The sequence below is a fragment of the Chryseobacterium indologenes genome, assembly GCF_018362995.1.
Taxonomy (GTDB): Bacteria; Bacteroidota; Bacteroidia; order Flavobacteriales; family Weeksellaceae; genus Chryseobacterium; species Chryseobacterium indologenes_G.
The window spans coordinates 1507795-1528960 of the sequence record NZ_CP074372.1 but is presented as its reverse complement, the minus strand read 5'-3'; the positions used below and the strand labels follow the sequence as shown (position 1 = coordinate 1528960).

The 21166-nt window shown below is 37.0% G+C and carries 25 protein-coding genes and 1 pseudogene; 19 read left to right on the top strand and 7 right to left on the bottom strand.

From position 1 onward, the window contains the following. Window positions 1-159: 159 nt before the first annotated feature. The 5 genes from DYR29_RS06980 to DYR29_RS06960 form a co-directional block, all read right to left on the bottom strand. Complete coding sequence (locus DYR29_RS06980) at window positions 160-924, bottom strand: LytR/AlgR family response regulator transcription factor (RefSeq protein ID WP_213279877.1); 765 nt, start codon at window positions 922-924, stop codon at window positions 160-162. Next, window positions 905-1918: a sensor histidine kinase gene (locus DYR29_RS06975; protein WP_213279876.1), complete on the bottom strand. Its 1014-nt coding sequence runs from the start codon at window positions 1916-1918 to the stop codon at window positions 905-907. Before DYR29_RS06975 ends, DYR29_RS06980 begins: the two co-directional genes overlap by 20 nt. A 148-nt stretch (window positions 1919-2066) precedes the next feature. Beyond that, on the bottom strand, window positions 2067-2510 hold the full coding sequence (locus DYR29_RS06970) for a hypothetical protein (protein ID WP_213279875.1): 444 nt from the start codon (window positions 2508-2510) through the stop codon (window positions 2067-2069). Beyond that, the gene (locus tag DYR29_RS06965; protein ID WP_213279874.1) at window positions 2507-3487 is read right to left on the bottom strand and encodes a heme-binding domain-containing protein; all 981 of its coding nucleotides are present in this window, start codon (window positions 3485-3487) and stop codon (window positions 2507-2509) included. The genes DYR29_RS06970 and DYR29_RS06965 overlap by 4 nt, the downstream gene beginning before the upstream one ends. Before the next feature lie 171 nt (window positions 3488-3658). Then, on the bottom strand, window positions 3659-4405 hold the full coding sequence (locus tag DYR29_RS06960; RefSeq protein ID WP_213279873.1) for an SDR family oxidoreductase: 747 nt from the start codon (window positions 4403-4405) through the stop codon (window positions 3659-3661). Between the two features lie 100 nt (window positions 4406-4505). Between DYR29_RS06960 and DYR29_RS06955 the strand changes: the two genes are divergently transcribed. Continuing rightward, the gene (locus tag DYR29_RS06955; RefSeq protein ID WP_213279872.1) at window positions 4506-4844 is read left to right on the top strand and encodes a winged helix-turn-helix transcriptional regulator; all 339 of its coding nucleotides are present in this window, start codon (window positions 4506-4508) and stop codon (window positions 4842-4844) included. Window positions 4845-4880: 36 nt separating this feature from the next. On the opposite strand, the gene DYR29_RS06950 is transcribed toward DYR29_RS06955, so the two are convergent. Continuing rightward, window positions 4881-6188: a hypothetical protein gene (locus DYR29_RS06950; RefSeq protein WP_213279871.1), complete on the bottom strand. Its 1308-nt coding sequence runs from the start codon at window positions 6186-6188 to the stop codon at window positions 4881-4883. 6 nt (window positions 6189-6194) lie between these two features. Then, on the bottom strand, window positions 6195-8414 hold the full coding sequence (locus DYR29_RS06945) for an NADP-dependent isocitrate dehydrogenase (protein WP_213279870.1): 2220 nt from the start codon (window positions 8412-8414) through the stop codon (window positions 6195-6197). 357 nt (window positions 8415-8771) lie between these two features. Here DYR29_RS06945 and tpx point away from each other — a divergent pair, with 357 nt between their 5' ends. The 18 genes and pseudogenes from tpx (at window position 8772) to DYR29_RS06855 (ending at window position 21147) form a co-directional block, all read left to right on the top strand. After that, window positions 8772-9272 carry a thiol peroxidase gene (gene tpx, locus DYR29_RS06940; protein ID WP_213279869.1) on the top strand — a complete coding sequence of 167 codons (501 nt, stop codon included), beginning with the start codon at window positions 8772-8774 and terminating at the stop codon, window positions 9270-9272. 84 nt (window positions 9273-9356) lie between these two features. Further along, on the top strand, window positions 9357-9929 hold the full coding sequence (locus DYR29_RS06935; RefSeq protein ID WP_249413639.1) for a Crp/Fnr family transcriptional regulator: 573 nt from the start codon (window positions 9357-9359) through the stop codon (window positions 9927-9929). A gap of 68 nt (window positions 9930-9997) precedes the next feature. Then, window positions 9998-10687 (top strand): alpha/beta hydrolase, encoded by a 690-nt coding sequence (locus tag DYR29_RS06930; RefSeq protein WP_142718215.1) that lies wholly within the window; start codon window positions 9998-10000, stop codon window positions 10685-10687. An 86-nt stretch (window positions 10688-10773) separates the two neighbouring features. Further along, window positions 10774-11121: a VOC family protein gene (locus tag DYR29_RS06925; RefSeq protein WP_213279867.1), complete on the top strand. Its 348-nt coding sequence runs from the start codon at window positions 10774-10776 to the stop codon at window positions 11119-11121. A gap of 85 nt (window positions 11122-11206) precedes the next feature. After that, window positions 11207-11536, top strand: a complete 330-nt coding sequence (locus DYR29_RS06920) for a glyoxalase superfamily protein (protein ID WP_342213467.1) — start codon at window positions 11207-11209, stop codon at window positions 11534-11536. Between the two features lie 28 nt (window positions 11537-11564). Beyond that, window positions 11565-12398, top strand: coding sequence for a helix-turn-helix domain-containing protein (locus DYR29_RS06915; protein ID WP_213279866.1), 834 nt, complete (start codon window positions 11565-11567; stop codon window positions 12396-12398). Between the two features lie 48 nt (window positions 12399-12446). Beyond that, window positions 12447-13577, top strand: a complete 1131-nt coding sequence (locus DYR29_RS06910; RefSeq protein ID WP_213279865.1) for an FAD-dependent oxidoreductase — start codon at window positions 12447-12449, stop codon at window positions 13575-13577. Between the two features lie 74 nt (window positions 13578-13651). Beyond that, a pseudogene (locus DYR29_RS23020) lies at window positions 13652-14862 on the top strand (DUF763 domain-containing protein). 274 nt (window positions 14863-15136) lie between these two features. Next, window positions 15137-15727 carry a Crp/Fnr family transcriptional regulator gene (locus DYR29_RS06900; protein WP_052186321.1) on the top strand — a complete coding sequence of 197 codons (591 nt, stop codon included), beginning with the start codon at window positions 15137-15139 and terminating at the stop codon, window positions 15725-15727. 77 nt (window positions 15728-15804) lie between these two features. After that, window positions 15805-16212: a VOC family protein gene (locus DYR29_RS06895; protein ID WP_213279864.1), complete on the top strand. Its 408-nt coding sequence runs from the start codon at window positions 15805-15807 to the stop codon at window positions 16210-16212. Window positions 16213-16307: 95 nt separating this feature from the next. Beyond that, the gene (locus tag DYR29_RS06890; RefSeq protein ID WP_213279863.1) at window positions 16308-16718 is read left to right on the top strand and encodes a VOC family protein; all 411 of its coding nucleotides are present in this window, start codon (window positions 16308-16310) and stop codon (window positions 16716-16718) included. 31 nt (window positions 16719-16749) lie between these two features. Further along, window positions 16750-17211 carry a hypothetical protein gene (locus tag DYR29_RS06885; RefSeq protein WP_213279862.1) on the top strand — a complete coding sequence of 154 codons (462 nt, stop codon included), beginning with the start codon at window positions 16750-16752 and terminating at the stop codon, window positions 17209-17211. Between the two features lie 282 nt (window positions 17212-17493). Then, window positions 17494-17994 (top strand): DinB family protein, encoded by a 501-nt coding sequence (locus tag DYR29_RS06880; RefSeq protein WP_249413636.1) that lies wholly within the window; start codon window positions 17494-17496, stop codon window positions 17992-17994. Between the two features lie 2 nt (window positions 17995-17996). Continuing rightward, complete coding sequence (locus DYR29_RS06875; RefSeq protein ID WP_213279860.1) at window positions 17997-18773, top strand: alpha/beta fold hydrolase; 777 nt, start codon at window positions 17997-17999, stop codon at window positions 18771-18773. Between the two features lie 147 nt (window positions 18774-18920). Beyond that, on the top strand, window positions 18921-19352 hold the full coding sequence (locus DYR29_RS06870; protein ID WP_034697309.1) for a VOC family protein: 432 nt from the start codon (window positions 18921-18923) through the stop codon (window positions 19350-19352). Between the two features lie 79 nt (window positions 19353-19431). After that, window positions 19432-19845 (top strand): SRPBCC family protein, encoded by a 414-nt coding sequence (locus tag DYR29_RS06865; protein WP_047421660.1) that lies wholly within the window; start codon window positions 19432-19434, stop codon window positions 19843-19845. A gap of 35 nt (window positions 19846-19880) precedes the next feature. Beyond that, window positions 19881-20120, top strand: a complete 240-nt coding sequence (locus DYR29_RS06860; RefSeq protein ID WP_228451547.1) for a hypothetical protein — start codon at window positions 19881-19883, stop codon at window positions 20118-20120. Window positions 20121-20280: 160 nt separating this feature from the next. Then, a complete protein-coding gene (locus DYR29_RS06855; RefSeq protein ID WP_213279859.1) occupies window positions 20281-21147 on the top strand; it encodes a VOC family protein in 867 nt (288 codons plus the stop codon). Window positions 21148-21166: the final 19 nt, after the last annotated feature.

Below are 21166 nucleotides of genomic sequence, written 5' to 3'. Positions count from 1 at the left end.
TAAGCAGCAAGAAGCTTAAGAAATTGATACAATCAAATAAGGAATAAAAAAGAAAACCCTGATCATAACAATCAGGGCAATGATTTATTTCAAAAAGAGTTCTATATCTTAGAATGACTGCAAGTACTTCCTGCTTCCAGCCTCCAACTTCTTTACTCTTTATCTGTCTTCCAGCCAGGTAAAGAAACTATGGGTTTTCTCTTTATTAATAAGAAGTTTTTCGGGAGTTTCAACAGTGAGTTTTACCAATATTTTACGCTGAAAATAATGTTCCATCTCCTTAATCGCTTTGAAATTCACGAGATATTGCCTGTTAACCCTGAAGAATTGTTTATCAGAGACCTGTTCCGCGACTTGCCCCAAAGGCTGACTAAGAGAAAACTGCTCTTTACCAAATGTTACCAGATGGGTTATTTCATTATGAATATAAAAATAGGCAATGTCTTCCGTAGGAATCGTAGTGTATTTTTGATTTTTAAAAACCAGAAAATTACTCTTACCGGTAGAAGCAGGCTGGTTAATTTTTTGGATCAACAATTCCAGGTCAGGAAGATCATTTTTCTGAAAGAATTTTTTCAGTTCGTCAACCTTTCTCAATGCTTCAGCAATATCTTCTTTTGAAAATGGTTTTAAAACATAATCAACGCCCTTGCTCTTAAAAGCATCCAGCATATACTGATCAAATGCCGTACAGAAAACCACCGGGCATGTAATGTCCACCGATTTGAAAATCTCGAATGAAAGTCCGTCCGAAAGGTGGATATCCATAAAAATAAGATCGGGTTTCACGTCTTTCAAGCCTTCAATACTTGTTTCGATACTGTCGTAAACGCCCAGGATCTTAGAATCCGGTTTTAAATCTGAAATTAAATTCTGAAGGGATTTTGCAGCCCTGAATTCGTCTTCAATAATGATGATATTCATGAATTAATGGTAGTTTTATCTGAAAATTGTTTTCATCTGAGTTAATAGTAATTTCCTTTTCCAGCAAGTGTTTGTAACGCATTTTAATATTGTCAAGCCCTACTCCCAGAGAGTCTTCGGTATTCATCTTTCGCTGTATAGGATTTTCAATCACAATTTGGCCATCAGCACTGTATATTTTAATGTGCAGCGGCTTACTTTGTGAAATAATATTGTGCTTGATACAGTTTTCCACCAAAAGCTGAAGCGTAAAAGGAGGAATAAGCGTTTGATCCGTCTCTTTTCCGAGATCGTTGGTAAACTTAATCCCTTCACCAAAACGTGCTTTCTGAAGAAAAAGATAAGCGTCTACTATCTTCATTTCTTCCTGAACACTGATCAGGTCCAGTTTTCTGCTTTCAAGTGTAAATCGGTAAAAATCAGAAAGTTTAACAATGAAATCAACCGTTTCTTCATCATGCGTTTCTGCCATTAATTTCAATGTATTCAAACTGTTGAAGAGAAAATGCGGGTTGATCTGTTGCTTCAGCAATTCGTATTGAGCCCCTAAATTATCACTTTTTACCTTCTCCAGTTCAAGCTGTATCTGCTGGCCCGTATAATTATTCTGAAGCAGTGTCAAAAACATATAACAAACCAGATTGATTAAAATTCCTCTTACTTCAACCATCAGCATTACCGGACCGAAATTGATATGAGATAAAATAAGCTGCTGAATCCAGGCAAGTCCAAACATAATCAGCATCCCGAAAACCAGTACTATCATCAATCTTGAGTAGGAGATATGCTGTCTTCGTTTTGCGGTACGATTTAACATATAAATATTAATATACCACATGATGATGGAAAATGCTGCTGTAATGGCTGCGTTCACTATCGCTTCTTTCCAGTTGAATTCATGAGAAGCAAGCTGAGGAACAGAGGATAAAATACCCAGAAAAATGGAGCTTATCCAGATAATGGCTTGTGAAATTTTTATTTTTTGCTGTTGCATGAAATCTGCTGGTTTGAAAAGGTTAAATTAATGCTTTTTATTGAAAATATTATGATAAATAGTGAAATGGGAGTTTTATTTTCATTCCCTATTCGCCGGATTTATCAGATTAAACATTTTATAAAAAAGGAATACCGAGTTTGCCTTTTTACGGTCTGCTGACAGGGCGGTAACTCATAAAATATTGTATTCTTTCTTCTTTGTTGGGAGAGGTTGTTTTTGTAAGATCATTTTTAATATCATAAGAGATATTTCCAGTATTATCAGCCTGTACCGTTTCGATACTGACCAATTCTCCGGTAATAGTTCCGCCAATATATTGAGGATTATTATGATATTTCCAGGTAACCAGTTTCATAATAGTACCTGCTCCCGGTGTCTTATTTTCCTCTGATAAAGATTCCAAAGCCTTTTCATTACCATATAAAGCGGACATTGTTTCTTTCTTGGGATTTAAAGAATTGGAGATGAATTTTAAATGACCAGGGTCAAAAACAACCCTCTTAAGTCCATTATCTGTATCTTTATTTTCTTTACTGCAAGCGGTAAGAGCAATAAGGCTTACCAGTGAAATCAGGATTGTATTTTTCATTTTTTCTGTAAATTTTGGATTAATCTTTGAGTATTTACTTTCATGGGAACATCAAAAAGATATCCTGTTTTTTCTGCGAGCTGTCTGTGGCAGGCGATACATGATTCTTTGGCGAATGATGCCGTTTTTCCTGTAGGATGAAGGTCATCTCCGGAGAATTTTGCAAATCCCCAGCCTTCAGTATCTTTATACTGTTTAGAATCTTTTACCATGAACTGAGCATTGATGAATTTTCCTGGTCTGATCTCTCCGCCGGGAAACTCGTCCTGTTTCCATACAGATTTTACAACAATACTTCCGTCTGGCCATGGATGAAAGTTCTCTGTTTCCACAGCTTTTACTGCAATATCATTTCCATAAATAACCCGGATAGAATTGTCAAAAAGAGTACTCATACTGATCACTTTCCAGTTTTTGAAATCAGGAGTATACTGAACTCCATTGGGAGAAACCGGAAATTTTGCCGGAGCTGCAACAGATGCCGCGGGAACTGGATGAGGTTCATTTTTATGCTGTGCTGCCGGATTTACTGAAGATAATGAAAGCGTGTATTTTTTGATGGTTTCAATATCTTTTTCTGTAATCTTAGCAGATGGATGCAGAAGGGTGTATTCATGAAGAGGCATTTTCCCGCTCTGCATCATATTGAGGATAGCATACATTTTCCCCTGATGTTCAGCCGGAGAGAGTTTTTCCCATTCTGAGAAATTCAGAACTTCTCTGGCTCTTTTGATGTCTTTATTCACAGTCCACGAAACAGGAGCAATTTTATCATACCAACTTAGATTTTGCTGGTTGGAATGGCAGTTGAAACATGAGTTTTCAAGAATACTGATCACTTCCCTTGGCGCTTCAATCTTTCCTGTAACAGGTTTTCCTTCCAATGGTTTGCTGAAGAGCTGCAATCCACCAAAGACTCCTGATATCACCAGAAATGCTATAGCAACGAAGTTTCTTTTTTTCTTTACGGTATCCATAATGAGTATTGTTTTTATTTCTAGATCAAAAGTAGATGGATAGTCTATGCTGTAAAACGGAAAACAGGTCGAACCGGACAAATCAAAAGGTGGATCCGGAATTTTGAGCCCCGAAAATACACAAGAAAAATCCCGGTAATTGGGTTACCGGGATCTGATCAAATCTATTGCTTATAAAGTTATACCGCCGTCTATCACAATTTCGGTTCCGGTGACATAGCTTGAAACCTGATCATCTGATAAATAAGTAACCAATTTGGCAACTTCTTCAGCTGTTCCCATTTTTTTCAATGGAATCTGATCAACGAGATGGTTTTGAATATTTTTCAATGTCTCTTCATCAAGTCCGGCCTTACTCATAATCTCAGTTTTTATCGGACCGGGACTGATCATATTCACTCTGATTTTTCTTGGAGCTAATTCTGCCGCTGCTGTTTTTGCAATTGAGTTCAATGCAGCTTTGCTTGCCTGATAAGCAGAACTGTTAGGTTTGTACGTAGAAGCCACAATAGAAGATAAAAAGATGACAGAAGCACCATCATTCAATAATGGAATGAATTTGCTTAATGTAAAATATGCACCCCTGAAATTGATGTTCATCACCTGATCAAAATTTTCAACATCCATATTCTCAATGGAGGTCAGGGTTCCTGTAATTCCTGCATTGATAAATAGGATATCTATTTTCCCGAACTGTTTTTCTACTTTTTCTTTTAAAAGATCAATATCATTAAGGTTTGCCTGGTCTGCGGTGAACGGGATTGCTCCGAGCTCCTGAGCTGCTTTTTCTACAGCTTCTTTTCGTCTTCCGGTGATAATGACCGTTGCTCCTTCTGAAATAAGTTCTTTTGCTGCAGCGAATCCTATTCCGCTGTTTCCTCCTGTCACAATAGCCAGTTTGTTACTGAATTTTTTCATTGTAAAATTTTTGACAAAGTTATTTCAAAATGATATACTTTTGTAATCAGTATCACAGAGTATACCAGTATCATTCGTGATATCACTTAACTTTGCAATTATGGAAAGAGATCAGACAGAAGAACTTAGAGCTTTACAGGATACCCTTTACTTTATCGGAGGAAAATGGAGAATTCCTGTGATCAATTCGCTTTGTAACGGGAATAGACGGTTCAGGGAAATTGAACGGAGTATTCCCGGAATTACCACCAGAATGCTTTCAAAAGAACTGAAAGATATGGAACTGAACAAGTTGTTAAAACGCACCGTTTACCCCGACACTCCCGTTTTAATAGAATATGAACCCACGGAATACTGCAGAACCTTTGGAAACATTATTATGGAAATGATTAAATGGGGTAGGGAGCATAGAAGAGTAATTGTGCAGGATGGAAAATAATAAATAAAAAACCTCTCACTAAGGAGAGGTTTATAACTATTTGTCAAAAATTTCGATCATTATATTGTCAGGAATGATTCCCGAATAATCATAATATTGAAGATTAAGCTGAGTAACTGAGCTTACGCAAACAACCTTGTTATTGTAGTTAAATACTTTATAAGGGTATTTCTTTGTATTGATTGTCTTGGTTTTTGTGTAAGAATTGATGTTGTAAAACTCAATAGTTCTATTTCCACTTCCTGCAATAATACTGTTGCTATCAAAATCAAAACTTGAAAGTTTAGAGTTTCCAGAAGGCAGATCATTCTGGTAAATCATTTGCGAATTATATACTGAACCAGAACTTGCAGTAATAGTTCTTCCATCAGGAAATGCTTCAAATATTCTATAATTAAGAGGGTGGTCTCCATGATAAGAATCACTTTGATGGCTGATATAATTACCGTTAAGATCAAAAGTATAAAGGTTCATATCTACAGGTGAAATATTCTGTGTTATGGTATATAATTGTAAAGAATTCCCCACTACAGCTTTTTTCATCCTTCCCGTATAATAATAATTGTTAGGTGATTGAGAAACTAGAACCTTAGTCGTTCTGTCTATTGATTTAATAACGTTGGAACTACTAGAACTGTTGGAATTCGGAGAGCCATAAAGCTTACCATTGTGATAAATAGTACTTATAAGAGGCATTCCGAAGCTTATCTGATCTTTTAATGTCAAGTCGTTACCGTCATAAATATCTACCCAGCCATCATTTCTGGGAACATATAATTCTACATTACCATTATAAATCCCAAGATCAGAATATCCTAAAGTAGCATTAGTACTGACCTGATGGGTAATTGAGCCAGTATTCACATCATAAAGAGTAATTTTTCCATCTGTATCTAAAAGATATAATTTTCCGGAATTTTTATCAAATTGAGCATCAAAAGTTTTAAGATTAATCAATTTAATCTCAGGTCTTTCAATTTTTATAATGTTACTTTTAACCTCTTCACCATTAGCCTTAATACCAATAACCTGATATTCTACATAAGGGTTAAATGGTACGGCTGAAGTAAATGTAAACTGATTCGGATAGCTATTACCAATTTCGGATTGTACCCCGTTTTGAGAATCACTTCTTACAATTTTATAATGATTATAAGTGGCCTCTCCACTGAGCGTCCATTTTAAGCTTACTGTTTCAGTGGTATCACTGTAAGTTGAAGTTAAATTGATCTTATTTTCAATAACAGGAGGTGTTACTGTTACCACCTCCGTAATATCATCGTTTGAACTGCTGCATGAAAATATTGATAAATAAGCAAATAATATGGTTATAGTTTTTTTCATAAACTCTTAGATTCCGTCAATAATTTCATTTAAAACAGTGCTAGGTCTCATTGCTGCATACGTTTTATATGTATCAGTTTTGTAGTATCCTTCAATGTTTTGAGGTTTACCCTGAGCACCAATTAATTCTGCATTGATTACTTCTTCATTTTCCTGCATTGCCTGTGCAATCGGCGCAAATTGTTTAGCCAACTCAGCATCAGCAGTTTGGTTAGCCAGTGCATCAGCCCAGTACATTGCTAAATAGAAGTGAGAACCTCTGTTATCGATCTGTCCTACTTTTCTTGCAGGAGATTTATCTGTAGCTAAGAATTTAGCATTAGCTTCATCCAATGCATCAGCTAAAACCTGAGATTTTGTATTCCCCTGAGTTTGTGCCAAATGCTCTAAAGAAGCCTGAAGCGCCAAGAATTCACCTAGAGAATCCCATCTTAAATATCCTTCTTCTAAGAACTGCTCAACGTGTTTAGGAGCAGAACCTCCGGCACCTGTTTCAAATAAACCACCACCATTCATCAATGGAACGATAGAAAGCATTTTTGCAGAAGTACCAAGCTCAAGGATTGGGAAAAGGTCAGTTAAATAATCTCTCAATACGTTTCCGGAAACAGAGATCGTGTCTTTACCTTCTCTAGCTCTTTTCAGAGTTTCAGTCATAGCATCTTTTACATCAAGAATTCTGATATCAAGACCTGTTGTATCGTGGTCAGCAAGATATTTCTCTACTTTTTTGATGATTTCTCTGTCATGAGCTCTTCCTTTATCTAACCAGAAGATGGCAGGAGTATCAGATAATCTTGATCTGTTTACCGCTAATTTTACCCAGTCCTGAATAGGAGCATCTTTTGTCTGACACATTCTGAAGATATCATCTTTTTCTACTTTCTGAGAAAGAAGAACGTTTCCAGCTTCATCCTGAACTTCTACAGTTCCGTCAGCTGATAATTGGAAAGTTTTATCGTGAGAACCATATTCTTCAGCTTTCTGAGCCATCAAACCTACGTTTGGAACAGATCCCATGGTTGTAGGGTCTAATTTTCCGTGCGCTTTCATATCGTCAATTACAGACTGATAGAAACCTGCGTAAGAACGGTCCGGGATGATACAAACGGTATCTTCTTCGTTTCCGTCTTTGTTCCACATTTTACCTCCGCCTCTTACAAGAGCAGCCATAGATGCATCAACGATGATATCAGAAGGTACGTGGAAGTTAGTAATTCCTTTATCAGAATTTACCATTGCCACTCTAGGTCCGTTTGCCAAAGCAGCTTCAATGTCAGCTTTGATGTCAGCTTCCTGAGCATTTCCTTTAATCTTTTCAAAAAGATCAGCAAGACCGTTATTTGGATTGATGTCTAAAGATTTGAAAGTCTCAGCATATTTAGTAAATACTTCCTTGAAGAAAGTCTCAACGATAGCCCCGAAAATGATTGGGTCAGAGATTTTCATCATCGTAGCTTTAAGGTGAGCAGAAAGAAGTACATTTCTGTTCTTAGCTTCCTCAATTGCTTCCTGAACAAATGCTTTCAATGCATTTAAGTTCATTACTGAAGAATCAATTACTTCACCAGCCTGAAGACCTGCGAAGTCTTTTAATACAGACTCAGAACCGTCGTTTCCTTTGAATACGATTCTATATTTTGTAGCGTTTTCTAATGTTGTAGAAGTTTCTGTACCGTAGAAATCACCATTGTTCATGTGAGCTACGTCAGTTTTGCTGTCAGATGCCCAGTTACCCATTCTGTGTGGGTTTGCTTTTGCATAGTTTTTAACAGCTTTTGGAGCACGTCTGTCAGAGTTTCCTTCTCTTAAAACAGGGTTTACAGCACTTCCTAATACTTTAGCGTACTTGGCTTTGATTGCTTTTTCTTCATCATTTTTAGGCTCTGCAGGATAATTTGGAACGGCGAAACCTTTACCTTGTAATTCAGCGATTGCTGCGTCCAACTGAGGTACAGAAGCAGAAATGTTAGGTAACTTAATGATATTAGCGTCAGGTTGAGTAGCCAGTTGGCCAAGTTCTGATAAAGCATCGCTTATTTTCTGATCATCTTTTAAAAACTCAGGAAAATTTGCAAGAATTCTTCCTGACAAAGAAATATCCGGAACCGCGATTTCGATATCTGCTGATTTTGTGAAAGCTTTTACAATTGGTAAAAACGAGTGAGTAGCCAGCATTGGAGCTTCATCAGTAAGAGTGTAATAGATTTTTGATTTTTCTGACATTATACTGTTATTTTTTATTTGAAATTTTAAGTCCCACAAATTTAGTAAATATCCTTGTTTTATTTGAGATATTTCCATAAAAAAGTAGCTTTTGTATCTTTAATTTTATATCGGTGTAATTGTATTGCTCCGGGATATGCTGTCATTAATTCTAAAAATGATTGGATATTTCAGGTATTGAACTTTTGCGGTCTAAAGCTTGTTTTTTTAGGCTCACAGGCATGCAGGTAATTTTGTTTGAAAAATTGTTGAGCAGGTGGAAAAGTTTTATTTTCACTTTAAGATTAATTTAACCATAATAAGTCGGGAAAAATTTTCTTTTTTTGATTAAATTTGAAAAACTAAAAAAATAAAATTATGTCCACGACAATCACTTTAAAAGGAAACGAAGTACACACAATAGGAGCATTACCATCTGTAGGAACCACTGTAAAGGATTTTGCATTGGTAGATTCAGGATTAAATGTGAAAACACTTGAAACGTTTGACGGAAAGAAAAAAGTATTCAATATCTTCCCAAGTATTGATACCCCAACTTGTGCTGCTTCTTCCAGAAAATTCAATGAAGAGGCTTCAAAACTTGATAATACAGTAATCATCAACGTTTCAAAAGACCTTCCGTTTGCTCTGGGAAGATTCTGTGCGGCTGAAGGCTTGAATAATGTGGAAACACTTTCAGATTTCAGAAGCAGCTTCGGAGATGATTATGAAGTGACAATCGCAGATTCTCCTATGAAAGGTTTATTGAGCCGTGCCGTGATCGTTACAGACGAAAACAATAAAGTAATTTATACTGAGCAGGTTCCGGAAATTGCAAACGAACCTAATTACGATGCCGCTCTTGCAGCATTGAAATAATAGAAATAATTTTTGTAGAAAAGCCTTGTGAATGTAATTTTTGCAAGGCTTTTTTTGAATATAAAACCTCAAAAACACCAAATGATGCAAGACAATTACAAGAAATACGGAGAACTTTTTCAGGTAGACTCAGAACACTTTGAAGAATTTTATGCTCTCCTTCATGATACAAAGCTTTTAAAATCTGACTTTTTTCTGAAGCAGGGAGAAAAATGCAAATATCTGGGCTTTATTAAAAAAGGGACTATCAGATGTTTTTATATCAATGACCAAGGTCGTGAAATCAATTTTGGGTTCTATTTTGAAAATGAATTTTTTACCGATTACGAAAGTATACTTTGTGATACCGTTTCCAATATGAATATCCAGGCCCTGGAAAACTGTGAGATTTTACTGCTGAGTAAAGACCATCTGCGGGCTTTATACAAAAAAGAAGCTTACTGGCAGCAATTTGGGAGAGTGATGAGTGAAAAAATTTATCTGGATGCCAAAAAACGGATCGACGATCTGCTGTGTTTTTCCCCCGAAAACAGATATCTCAATCTTGTCAAAAAACAACCTGCACTCTTTCAGAAAATAGCTCAGAAACATATTGCCAGTTATTTGGGCGTAACAGAACAATCACTCAGCCGGATAAGAAGCCGGATAGTTAATTAACTTAAGTTAACGTCTGCAGATAGTTTTATACCGTAGCTTTACCATGATCAAATTTTAACACAATCATTATGGAACAAAAAGATTTAACCATTATTTTGGTACACGGAGCATGGGGAGACGGGTCACACTGGCAGTACGTTATCCCTTCATTGACAAAAGCGGGATATAAAGTAAGAAGTGTTCAGAACCCATTAACTTCGCTGCAGGATGATATTAATAAGACAAAAGACCTTATTGATGCACAGGATGGGAAAGTGCTTTTAGTAGGGCATTCCTATGGAGGCGCTGTCATCTCTGGAGCCGGAAATCATGATAAAGTAGCCGGACTTGTTTATATTGCTGCATTTGCACCTGATGCCGGAGACAGTCTGGGATCGCTTTTGGGAAGAAGAGAATCACCGGGTGGAGCAAGTATTTATCCGGATGATAAAGGCTTTTTATGGATCAAATATGATGAATTCAAATCTGCTTTCTGTCAGGATTTGGATGATGAAAAAGCGTTGGTAATGTCATTATCACAAAAACCTATTCACGGTCAGTGTTTTGGTGACGTAGCGGGTGAACCGGCATGGAAAAAACTCCCAAGTTGGTATCAGATCTCATTGCAGGACCGCATGATCCCTGCAGAAACAGAAAAAGAAATGGCAGAGCGCCTTGAACCTAAGAAAATAATCTCTTTAGACGCGGGGCACGCTTCATTGGCGTCACATCCTGAAGAAGTTACTCAGCTGATTTTAGAAGCTGCAGCTTCCGTTTAATACAAGATATAATACAATAATTTATTAAGCCTTGTGAAATTTTATGTAATTTCACAAGGCTTTTTTAATGAAAAAAATACTGCAAAATGGTAAAAAGAATTGTGGCCAATATCAAAACGGATGATCTTTCCAAAGCCAATCATTTTTATCAGGACATTCTGGAACTGGATGTTTTGATGGATCATGGCTGGATTAAAACATTGGGGAACGATGAAGAGGCAAAAATTCAGATGAGCTTTGCCAAACAGGGAGGAAATGATACTGAAGTTCCGGACCTTTCCATTGAAGTAGATAATGTAGATGAAATTTATGATAAAATGAAAAATGCAGGCTTTGAAATCACTTACGAGCTGACCAATGAAGAATGGGGAGTCCGCAGATTTTTTGTTAAAGATCCATTTCAAAAGCTGATCAATATACTGTCTCACCAATAAACTACCTTACAATGAAAGCAGAACGTATTATTCCTATTTTAAGAATTTTTGATTACAGAAAACAAAAGAATTCTATGTAGACTGGCTGGGATTTGAGATCGTATGGGAACATTATTTTGATGAAAATACTCCTGTTTATATGGAAGTAAAAAGAGAAAATGTCATTTTCCATTTAAGCGAACACCATGGAGACGGAACACCGGGAACAAGAGTTGCTGCCTGGGGAGAAGGCGTTTCTCAATATCATAAAGAATTAATTGACAAAAAATACAAATACAACCGTCCCGGACTTGAAAAAACGTTTTACGGAGCTGTATCTTTTACAGTAATCGATCCTTTTGGAAATAAAATTACATTTGAAGAAGAATATAATGAAGAAAAGCATAAAGATCTTGAATTCTATTCCCACGATTAATCCTATAAAAACTGTATAGCTTATTGTCATGTTTTCAAATATACATCAGGAGTTTGAGGTTCCGGAAGAACTTAAGGATACCATAAAATGTTTTTGGTATAACAAAAGGGATTATGGCGAAAAACAGTCAGGATTTACGGTGATGCCGGATGGCTATGCTGAAATTATTTTCCATTTTGGAAGTGGCTGCAGTATTTCTCATCACGGAACTTTACAGGCTTTGCCTTCCCCGTTTATCATGGGGCTGCTCAATCAGCCTGCTCTTTTTTATGCTCAAAATCAATTGGAAATTATTGGAATAAGATGTTTTCCATGGGTTGTTTTTGATTTGCTGGGATTATCATCAGAAAAAACTGAAAACGGAGTTCATATTTTTGAACATCCCGTTGCAAAGCTTCAAACTACATTAAATGATCTTATTGTCAAGGAGAAAATACAAGCAGCAGTTTCTGAAGTAGAACAGTATTTTCTAAAATTACATTCACTCATTACAGCAGATAGCCTACTTTTCAAAGCCGGAGCTGCCATGAGAAAAAATAATGGGACTATTCCTGTCAATCAGGTGGCTGATTCAGCTTATACAACAGTCCGGACATTAGAAAGAAAGTTTAAACAGTCCTCTGGCCAGACCGTAAAAGATGTCTCCGGAGTGATGCGTTTTGAACAGATAAGGAATCGTCTGTGGCATGCTCCCAAGACCTCTATTGCAGCACTCGCACAGGAATTCGGATATACAGATCAATCTCATTTAAGCAGAGAATTTAAACGGTACAGCGGCACAACACCTGCCGTTTTTGCAAGAGAAGCCAAAAAAAGGAAACAAGTCTTAAGCAATGATTTTGTCGCATTTGTACAAGCATGATAGAATGGCGTTCCGGAATTTTGTACCATAATAAATACATTAAAAATTATGGTATTGAAACATAAAAAAGTAGCCATCATTGGCGCAGGCCCAGTGGGATTAACAATGGCAATTTTATTACAGCAGAAAGGCGTTGAAGTAAATGTATATGAAAGAGATAAGAACGCACAGACAAGAGTTTGGGGCGGAACCTTAGATCTTCATCGGGAATCAGGGCAGAAAGCTATGAAAAAGGCTGGATTGTTGGATAAATATTACGAGATTGCCTTGCCTATGGGAATCAAAATCGCTGATGAACATTGCAATATTCTGTTTACAAAGGAAATCACTTCTGAAAATCAATATGACAATCCTGAAATCAACAGAAATCATCTGAGAGAAATGCTCCTTGGGAGTCTGGCGGATGATACGGTAATCTGGGATATGAACTTCACTGAAATGGAAGAGAATGATGATCAATGGCAGCTTCACTTTAAAGATAAACCTCATGTGACAGCTGATCTTGTTATCGGAGCCAATGGAGGAATGTCCAAAGTAAGAAAATACGTCACGGAAGCCGAAGTGGAAGAAACCGGAACATTTATCATTCAGGGAGATATTTCACAGCCTGAGAAAGCGTGTCCCGAATTTTTTAAATGGTGCGACGGAAAAAGACCAATGGCCGCTTTTGAAGGTAATCTGTTGGTCGCCAATCCTTATAATAACGGAGCTTTGACGTATGGAGTCATATTCAAAAAGCCTGATGAATGGAAAAATGACCCTGGTTTGGACTTTCAGAACACAGAACAGGTTCGTCAATTTCTTGTCCGAAGATTTTCTGCATGGAATGAGCTGTATCAGCAGTTATTCCTATCAACTTCCTTTTTTGTAGGATTGCCAACAAGGAGAATTTCATTAAACAAATCCTGGAAAAACAACCGATCTTTGCCTGTAACACTTATTGGAGATGCTGCTCATCTGATGCCGCCTTTTGCAGGACAGGGAGTCAATAGCGGGTTGATAGATGCTTTAATTTTATCAGAAAATCTGACAGAAGAGAAATATCAAAGCATGGAGGAAGCTATTGATGCTTACGAACAGAAAATGTTTATCTACGCCAAACAAGCACAAGAGGAATCCGGTAAAAACGAACTGGAAATGCGTGACCCCGGCTTCTCTTTTACAAGTCTTATCCGATAACCGTAATAATAGAATTAATGATCCGGGTCATTAAATAGTAAGGGTAATAAAACTTACCTTTACATTTTAAAATAATGAAACGTTCAGGAACAGCAGATTTACCCCTTCACTATGGCAAAGTACCGCCGTGGCTGTATGAACGTATGTCTGTGCTTGGACTTTCCATTATTGAAGTAATTCTTATGGATTACGGTAAAGATGAGGTATTGCGCCGATTGGCAGATCCGTTCTGGTTTCAGAGTTTTGGAGCTGTGATGGGAATGGACTGGCATTCTTCAGGAATTACCACTTCTGTCATGGGAGCACTGAAACGATCTATTAATCCCAATTCTCAGTCTCTGGGACTTTATATCTGTGGTGGTAAAGGAAAGTTTTCACGGGAAACTCCATCAGAGTTAATCAGAATTGCGGATAAAACAGGTCTCAACGGAACAGATTTGGTGAGGGCGAGCAAGCTTTCTGCAAAAGTGGATAATACGGCAATTCAGGATGGCTATCAACTGTATCTGCATAATTTCATTCTTTCAGATAATGGAAACTGGAGCGTTATTCAACAGGGAATGCATGAGTCAGATGGAACAGCAAGGCGGTATCACTGGCATTCCGAAAATATCACATCATTTGTAGAGCAGCCTCATACGGGGATCAACGGAATTTCAAGAGGAAAGATACTTAACCTTACCGATGCGAAGCTTCAGAGAACAGAAAAGGAATTTTAGATATCTCCCATACCGATTCAGCAGAAGTAATGAAGGATTTTGCAACATTGATTCTTCCTGCTCACCATGACGTGCAGGCCTCTGATGTAGATCTGAAGCGTTTAGGAGCACTTCTGTATGTTACCAGAGAACAGCAGCCTCAGAATTTTGAAGATTTACTGATGCTGGAAGGAGTAGGACCAAGAACCATGCAATCATTGGCTTTGGTAAGTGAAGTCATTCATGGAGCGCCATCGATATTTGCTGATCCTGCAAGATTTTCCTTTGCTCATGGAGGTAAAGACGGACATCCTTTCCCTGTCCCTGTCAATACGTATGATGAAAGTATCAGCATTATCAGAAAAGGGATTGAAAAATCCAGACTGGGAAATTCTGATAAATTAAATTCCTTAAATAAACTTCATCAGATCGTTGCCAATGCCGAAAAAGACTTTACTCCGGATTTTGATATTCAACAGGTGATTGAAGAAGAAATACAAAATTCCTGGCGTTTTGGTGGCAAGACCGTGTTCGGAGATGCCCAGAAACCCGGTACTCCGAAATCAATACAGCTTTCCCTGTTTTAAAAAAATATTTCCTGTAAAAAGCTTACAATTACTATCACCGGCAGATAGTCATTCCCATCCTTCCGGAGGGGTGGCAAAAATTCAAAGAATTTTTGACGGGATGGTTAGAGATAGTATGTTTTAAATAACTGTTTAAGAATAATAAATTTTAAAATACCTTTAATTTCAATAAAGTATGTGCTTTTGATGAAAACATTCAATTCTTTGTTTAATGTTTTTTGCTCTTAATTCAATTAAAAATTTTATTTTTAAAGACTTAAAAAAATTGACACCAATGACCAATCAAGCTTTAGAAATCTGCTATGATTTCCCTTTCTTTTTTCCCGAAGAGCTTGCTGAGATATTTCAGGCTCATGAGAAAACATCTTTCCAGAAAGGTGATTTCATCCTTGAGGAAGGAAAAACGGCCAATGAATATTATATTCTTGAAAGCGGATTGGCGCGTTCCTATGTTAATGATTTTAACGGAAATGAAGTAACCACTCACTTTTTCGTAGAAAATGAAGTTATTATTGAGGTTTTGTCAATGTTTCAGCGGGTTCCCTCTCAGGAAAATATCGTTTGTATTACAGATTGTGAATGCTGGAGGATGGATTATGATACGTTTCAGGAATTATTCCATAAAATTCCAAACCTTAGAGAATGGGGAAGATCATGGATGTCTCAGGAGCTTTTTGCCTACAAACAGCGCTCCGTAGAAATGTTCACGCTTTCAGCAACCAGAAGATACCTTAATCTGCTGGAACAAAAATCTAAAGTCATACAATTTGCACCATTGAAGCAGATTGCTTCCTATCTGGGAGTTACAGACACTTCTTTAAGCCGTATCCGCAAAGAAATAGTTTCCCATCCTAAGAAAAATTAAATCTTGCCCTATGACAAGTTGATTTTCATTGCACCTTGGTAATTTTGGATAACAGATTAACACTAAAATTACAAAAAATGAAAGTCAATCAAATTTATGTGAACCTTCCGGTAAAAGATGTACAGAAAACAAAAGAATTCTGGACCAAGGTTGGTTTTTCGATTAATGAACAGTTCTCAGATGATAAAGCAGCCTGCGTTGCTTTGAATGATACCATCTATGTCATGTTTCTGCAGGAAGATTACTTTATGACCTTTACCAATAAGCCTGTTGCCAAGGAAAATACCAGTCAGGTTCTTGTAGCAGTAGGTCTGGACAGTCGTGAAGACGTAGATAAAATAGTGAATACCGCTGTAAAAAACGGCGCGTCGCAGCATGAAGAACCCCAGGATTACGGATGGATGTATCAGAACTCTTTCTGGGATCTTGACGGACACGGCTGGAACATGACGTTTGCAGATATGTCGCAAATGCCTGCAGAATAGTTAGTCCAAATAAAAATTAAATCTTGTCCTATGACAAGCACATTCTTACCATACCTTGGTAATTTTGGATAAAATTCACCACTAAAATTTACAAAATGAATATTACTGATATTTACGTCAATTTACCCGTAAAAGACGTACAAAAAACCAGAGAATTCTGGACAGAGTTAGGTTTTTCTATCAATGAACAGTTTTCAAACGATAAAGCAATATGTGTGGTCATGAAGGAAAATCATATTTACACCATGTTCTTAAAAGAAGAGTTCTTCCAGACCTTTACAAACAGACCTTTCGCTAAAGGAGATACTACACAGGTGCTTCTTGCCATTGGGGCAAACAGCCGCGAAGGAGTAGATCAGATGGTAAAAACAGCTATCGGAAACGGAGGTTCAAAATATGCCGAGCCTGTAGATTACGGATGGATGTATCAAAGCAGTTTTGCTGATATCAATGGCCATCAGTGGGAAGTGATGCATGGAGATGTATCCCAGATGCCTGCAGAATAATATTATCATTCACTTATTAAATACATATCCAATGGAAGCAATATCAAACGATATAGAATTAATAAAGAATCAGGTTGTCAGCAACTATCAGGTGATTTCTTTGAATATTGACGGTATTACCCATGAAGAGTCTATGATTTTTCCTAATGGTGAAGCTAACTGTATGAATTGGATTCTTGGACATTTAATCCATATCAGGAATCCCTTTCTGAATATTTTAGGTGAAGAATCCGTGTGGGACAGTGAAAAGTTTTCCTGCTACAACAGAGGTGAAATTCCTTTGAACCGGAAAGATGAATTAGTCAACTTTGAAGATTTAAAATCTTATTTGAAACAATCTCAGGACGGGCTGGAAGCGAAACTCAATACCCTGAACAGTTTTAATCCTGAAATGGTTAAAGATATATCAACCCTAAGTCTTCATGAAATTTACCACAGCGGACAGCTGGGTTATCTCCGCAGAATTTTAGGAAAACCGGGCGCCATAAAATAATTACGGTTTTTAACACAATTTTGCAGATCATATGACATAATCAGGCGCAAAATCTAAGAGAATTATCTCTAATATAGAAGTTTAGATTCCGTGCTTTGCCCGGAATGACAAACTAGCTGTTGAAATCTTCCATATTATTTTTAAAAGAGTACAATTTTATCGAAGATAAAATCCCCGCGCCTTAAAAACGTATAGTTTATAAAATACTTAGTGACTTTGCGTTTTTTCCAACATTCTAACTTCTAATTTCTAATTAAAATGGACACACCAAAATCAAAAAAAATGGAACTCGTTATTCCGGCTTACAGAATGCATTCCCAAAGCTTTATGAATGTTTTGGAAGGCATTTCGGAAGAAGATGCATTGAAAAGAATTGAAAATAAAACCAATCATATCGTATGGATGGCAGGGAATTTTGTCAACATGCGCTATGGCCTGGGCTGGGTGCTTGGGGTACAGGAAGAAGACCCTTACAGTGACCTGTTTTTCCAGGGAAAAGCATTGGATGAAAGCTTTAAATATCCAACTTTAGCTGAATTAAAAGAAAACTTTCATAAAATTTCCTCTAAAGTATTCCAAAGACTTCATGAAGTAACTGATGAAGAACTGGATGAGATATTTGAAATAGGAATGAATATTCCTTTTATTAAAGAAACAAAGCTCAATTTTGTAGGAATGTGTATCGGCCGTGAAGACTATCTCTGCGGGCAGATAGGCCTGATGCGCAGAATTCTCGATTACCCCGGAATGAAGTATGATGTAGACGAAAATCTTAAATACTAATCATGAATCCGGTAGAAAAAGGCTATAAGAAAGTCAATGGAATCCAATTGTATTATGAGATCTATGGATCCGGAAAACCATTGGTTCTGATTCATGGAGGAGGTTCTTCCATTCTGTACGATTTTAAAGAAGTCATAGCCAGGCTGGAAGATAAATTCCAGCTCATAGGGATCGATCTGCAAAACCACGGACGCAGTGAACACCGTGATATTCCTGAAACATTTGAGCAGGATGCTGATGATATTGCCGGACTTTTAGCAGAACTAAACATTGGAAAAGCTTCCTTCTGGGGATTCAGCAATGGTGGTAGTACGGTAATGCAAATTGGTCATCGTCATCCCGAAATCGTAGAAAAATTGGTCGTTGCCTCAGCATTTTATAAAAGAAGCGGAATGATAGACGGCTTTTTTGAAGGAATGCAGGAAGCCACTTTTGAATCGATGCCGGAACCTTTTAAAATTAATTTTTTAAATCTCAATCCGGATTTTTCAAAACTGGAAAACCTTTTTGAGAAAGACTGCAAAAGAATGCAGACGTTTGAAGACTGGGATGATGAAGTGCTGACTTCTATCAAATCACCTACATTATTCATCAGTGGTGATCAGGATGTGATGAAACCGGAGCACGCTGCAGCGATGTGGCGGCTGGTGAAAGGTTCCCGGTTAATGATACTTCCCGCAACTCATGGTGTTTATATGATGCCTGACTTTGACGGAAGTATTGATGTAAACTTAATAGACTTTACGGTGAGAGAAGTAGAAAAATTTATAAACCATTAAGAACTTTGAAAAATAGTGAGTTAAATTAAATGAATTGTAATGATTCAAAACAGAGCTGTATTTACTATTCATACTCAATTAATAATTCCTTAATGGATCAATAACAGAACCTTATAACTTATAATAATAACTTTAAAATTTAAAATCATGGCTAAATTAAATCCATACCTAAATTTCGATGGAACAGCTGAAGAAGCGTTCAATTTTTACAAAACTGTTTTTGGTGGTGAATTCGTAGGTGGAATTCATAAGATGGGAAATGCTCCCGGTACAGAAAACCTTTCAGAAGAAGAAAAAAACAGGGTAATGCACATTGCTTTGCCTATTGGAGGAGACCTCTTAATGGCATCAGATATCGTACCTGGTTTTGGGCAGACTCTTACCGTAGGAAATAATAATTATGTATCTATTTTCCCTGATTCCAAAAGCGAAGCCGACAGAATCTTTAAAGAACTTTCTGACGGAGGAAACGTGGAAATGCCGATTGAAGATCAGTTTTGGGGAGACTATTTCGGATGCTTTCAGGATAAATATGGTGTTCATTGGATGGTGAACTATAATGATGAATACGCAAAATAATCCTATATTTAACTAATTATAAAAAGAGATGCCCATTTTTTGGGCAGCTCTTTATTCAAACTATAAAAAAATTAGAACTATGGATCCAATTAAAATAGACATTACAATTTTAGCACCTGTTGAGAAAGTCTGGAATTATTTCAATGAGCCAAAGCACATCACAAAATGGAATTTTGCCCACGAAAGCTGGCAATGTCCTAGTTCTGAAAATGACCTGAAGGTAGGAGGCAGATTCAAAAACAGAATGGAAGCTAAAGACAAAAGTTTCGGATTTGATTTTGAAGGAGTTTATGACGAAATTATTCCCCATGAGGTTATCAAATATCATATGGAAGACGGACGGAAAGTAGAAGTTGTTTTCGATAAAATAGATGAAAACACAACGAAAGTTATTGAAATTTTCGATCCGGAAAAACAAAATTCTGTGGAAATGCAGAGGGATGGCTGGTATGCTATTCTGAACAATTTCCACAAGTATGTTGAGAATCATTAACAATATTTTTTGTAGCCATGATCAATTTAGTTATCATGTCCAAGAGTTTAAATTCCATTTATGCTTTTAATTATGACTCTAAAGAAGAATTCCTTCATGGAGTTATTGCAATACCTGCAAGAAAAGCCTTAGAAAAAGAAAAAATAAATTCTTTGGAAAAACTTTCAGATTATTCCGAGAAAGAAATTATGCAGCTTCATGGTTTCGGAAAAAATACGATGGTGAAACTGAAGAATTATATGAAAGAAAATCAGGTGTGCTTTAAAGAAGTATAAAAAGTATAACTGGACATTTCTCAGTGTCATTGCAGATAAAGTAACCTACTTTAAATGCGAAGACATAAGGTTTTCTTTTGCTGTGAATTAATCAGCAGACGAATACTATTCCTAAGAAAAAAGTAAAACAAGATAAATCAATCCATTTAAATATAAAATTATGAATAACGATATTTTCCCATGTCTCTGGTATGACGGAGATGCCAAGCAGTCTGCAGAATTTTATTGTAAAGTTTTTGGAGGCGAGATCACGGCAGATACTCCTGTGGTGATGAATATTGATTTGTTTGGACAAAGAGTGATGCTTCTGAATGGCGGTCCGCAGTTCAAAAAAAATGCTTCCATCTCTTTCATGGTGATCTGTGAAACAGAAGATGAGGTTCAAAAATATTGGGATCAGTTACTTGTTGGCGGGATGGCTTTGATGGAGCTGGGATCTTACTCATGGAGCCCGAAATACGGATGGGTTAAGGATAAATATGGAGTAACATGGCAGTTGTTTTTGGGTGAAAAAGCAAGCGAACAGAAAATAATTCCTACTTTGATGTTCATTCATGGAAATAATGGAAAAGCAAAAGAAGCAATGGAACTTTACACCAAAACATTCCCTAACTCAAGCATAGGAAACATATTGACCTATGGAGCAGGAAGTGAAGGGCACGATATCCCGGAACCGGCAGAAAATGTTCAGCATGCTCATTTTGTGATAGACAATTACAGTATATTCTGTATGGATAATTCTTATGATCACCCGTTTGATTTCAATGAAGGAATATCATTGGTGATCATGACGGACGACCAGCAGCAGACTGATAAATACTGGAATGCGCTGACAGCAGACGGCGGCAGAGAAAGCATGTGCGGTTGGCTGAAAGATAAATACGGGCTGAGCTGGCAGATTGTGCCTAAAAGACTTATTCAGTTAATGAATGATTCCAATCAGGAAAAAGCCTATAAAGTAGTTCAGGCTATGATGAAAATGCAGAAAATTATCATCCAGGATTTGGAGGATGCTTATAATTCTTAATCTATTTCGGCGTATTGTT

Coding starts and splice junctions, on each gene's coding strand:
- DYR29_RS06965 (WP_213279874.1), bottom strand. CDS start 3,487: ATGGATACCGTAAAGAAAAAAAGAAACTTCGTTGCTATAGCATTTCTG.
- DYR29_RS06855 (WP_213279859.1), top strand. CDS start 20,281: ATGAATAACGATATTTTCCCATGTCTCTGGTATGACGGAGATGCCAAG.
- DYR29_RS06915 (WP_213279866.1), top strand. CDS start 11,565: ATGTTTTCAAATATACATCAGGAGTTTGAGGTTCCGGAAGAACTTAAG.
- DYR29_RS06885 (WP_213279862.1), top strand. CDS start 16,750: ATGGAAGCAATATCAAACGATATAGAATTAATAAAGAATCAGGTTGTC.
- DYR29_RS06970 (WP_213279875.1), bottom strand. CDS start 2,510: ATGAAAAATACAATCCTGATTTCACTGGTAAGCCTTATTGCTCTTACC.
- DYR29_RS06875 (WP_213279860.1), top strand. CDS start 17,997: ATGAATCCGGTAGAAAAAGGCTATAAGAAAGTCAATGGAATCCAATTG.
- DYR29_RS06980 (WP_213279877.1), bottom strand. CDS start 924: ATGAATATCATCATTATTGAAGACGAATTCAGGGCTGCAAAATCCCTT.
- DYR29_RS06910 (WP_213279865.1), top strand. CDS start 12,447: ATGGTATTGAAACATAAAAAAGTAGCCATCATTGGCGCAGGCCCAGTG.
- DYR29_RS06900 (WP_052186321.1), top strand. CDS start 15,137: ATGACCAATCAAGCTTTAGAAATCTGCTATGATTTCCCTTTCTTTTTT.
- tpx (WP_213279869.1), top strand. CDS start 8,772: ATGTCCACGACAATCACTTTAAAAGGAAACGAAGTACACACAATAGGA.
- DYR29_RS06870 (WP_034697309.1), top strand. CDS start 18,921: ATGGCTAAATTAAATCCATACCTAAATTTCGATGGAACAGCTGAAGAA.
- DYR29_RS06945 (WP_213279870.1), bottom strand. CDS start 8,414: ATGTCAGAAAAATCAAAAATCTATTACACTCTTACTGATGAAGCTCCA.
- DYR29_RS06865 (WP_047421660.1), top strand. CDS start 19,432: ATGGATCCAATTAAAATAGACATTACAATTTTAGCACCTGTTGAGAAA.
- DYR29_RS06975 (WP_213279876.1), bottom strand. CDS start 1,918: ATGCAACAGCAAAAAATAAAAATTTCACAAGCCATTATCTGGATAAGC.
- DYR29_RS06880 (WP_249413636.1), top strand. CDS start 17,494: ATGGAACTCGTTATTCCGGCTTACAGAATGCATTCCCAAAGCTTTATG.
- DYR29_RS06930 (WP_142718215.1), top strand. CDS start 9,998: ATGGAACAAAAAGATTTAACCATTATTTTGGTACACGGAGCATGGGGA.
- DYR29_RS06860 (WP_228451547.1), top strand. CDS start 19,881: ATGTCCAAGAGTTTAAATTCCATTTATGCTTTTAATTATGACTCTAAA.
- DYR29_RS06960 (WP_213279873.1), bottom strand. CDS start 4,405: ATGAAAAAATTCAGTAACAAACTGGCTATTGTGACAGGAGGAAACAGC.
- DYR29_RS06890 (WP_213279863.1), top strand. CDS start 16,308: ATGAATATTACTGATATTTACGTCAATTTACCCGTAAAAGACGTACAA.
- DYR29_RS06935 (WP_249413639.1), top strand. CDS start 9,357: ATGCAAGACAATTACAAGAAATACGGAGAACTTTTTCAGGTAGACTCA.
- DYR29_RS06895 (WP_213279864.1), top strand. CDS start 15,805: ATGAAAGTCAATCAAATTTATGTGAACCTTCCGGTAAAAGATGTACAG.
- DYR29_RS06925 (WP_213279867.1), top strand. CDS start 10,774: ATGGTAAAAAGAATTGTGGCCAATATCAAAACGGATGATCTTTCCAAA.
- DYR29_RS06955 (WP_213279872.1), top strand. CDS start 4,506: ATGGAAAGAGATCAGACAGAAGAACTTAGAGCTTTACAGGATACCCTT.
- DYR29_RS06950 (WP_213279871.1), bottom strand. CDS start 6,188: ATGAAAAAAACTATAACCATATTATTTGCTTATTTATCAATATTTTCA.